Source organism: Nonomuraea sp. H19, from assembly GCF_052068215.1.
Taxonomy (GTDB): domain Bacteria; phylum Actinomycetota; class Actinomycetes; order Streptosporangiales; family Streptosporangiaceae; genus Nonomuraea.
This window is the reverse complement of sequence record NZ_JBQHCV010000128.1, coordinates 1-1,056: the sequence shown is the minus strand read 5'-3', so window position 1 is coordinate 1,056 and position 1,056 is coordinate 1. Positions and strand designations below refer to the sequence as shown.

At 70.6% G+C, this 1,056-nt stretch carries 1 protein-coding gene and 1 pseudogene; both read left to right on the top strand.

Translation table 11 applies throughout. The annotated features are described in order from the left end of the window. Positions 1-227, top strand: a pseudogene (locus ACTMTI_RS56885) (daunorubicin/doxorubicin resistance ABC transporter ATP-binding protein DrrA); the annotation flags it as partial. Then, positions 224-1,042 carry an ABC transporter permease gene (locus ACTMTI_RS56880; protein WP_441129411.1) on the top strand — a complete coding sequence of 273 codons (819 nt, stop codon included), beginning with the start codon at positions 224-226 and terminating at the stop codon, positions 1,040-1,042. The pseudogene ACTMTI_RS56885 and the gene ACTMTI_RS56880, both read left to right, overlap by 4 nt. Positions 1,043-1,056 lie beyond the last annotated feature (14 nt).

The window sequence follows — 1,056 nt, the reverse complement described above, 5'->3', positions numbered from 1 at the left end:
CCATGCCTGCGGCGATGACCGTCCTGAACACCCTCGCCGGCACCGATCCCACGACGACGGGCGCCGACCGGCTCAGTCTCGCCCTGCCCGCCACCGGTCTCCGGCTCGCCGACATCGTGCGCGAGCTCGACCGCGCCGGAGTCGCCGCCGCCGACGTGAGCCTGCGCCGTCCCACCCTCGACGAGGTGTTCCTGCGCCTGACCGACCGCAAGGAGTCCGTCCGATGACCGCCCTCACCTCACCACTCGGCCGCCTGCGCTGGACCCTCCTCGACGGGCTGACCCTGATCGGCCGCGAGCTGGCACGGCTGCGGCAAGAACCCGGACAGATCGTCGCCGCGCTGGTCTTCCCGGTCATCATGGTGGTGCTGTTCGGGTACGTCTTCGGCAGCGCCATCCAGGTGCCCGACGGCGGCGACTACCGCGAATACCTCATGCCCGGCCTGTTCGCGATGGTGACCTTCTCCGCGTGGTTGGGGGTCATGACGCGGATGGCCACCGACGCCTCCCGCGGCGTGATGGACCGGTTCCGCTCCATGCCGATGGCGCGCTTGGCGGTGCCCATCGGGCAAACCGGCGCCGACCTGCTGACCGGCCTGCTGATGCTGGCCATCATGGTGGGCGCGGGCCTGCTGGTGGGCTGGCAGCCGCACCGCGGCCTGATCCCCACGGCCCAGGCGTTCCTGCTGATGATCGTGCTGCGGTACGCGCTGAGCTGGGTGGGCGTCTATGTGGGCCTGGCGGTGAAGAACGACCAGATCGCCGACGCGATGGTGCCGCTGGGCCTGCCGTTCACGATGCTGTCGAACGCGTTCGTCCCGACCGACGGCATGCCGGGCTGGCTACGCTTCCTGGCCGACTGGAACCCGGTGAGCGCGCTCACCGCCGCCTCACGGGAGCTGTTCGGCAACCCGGGCGCGCCGTCCGGAAACGTCGCCTGGCCAATCGCGCATCCGGTGACCGCCGTCCTGCTCTGGTCGGCCGCGCTGCTGGTGATCTTCGTCCCGCTGTCGCTCCGCGCCTACATGCGCAGAGGACGCTGAACGCTCCAGGCATC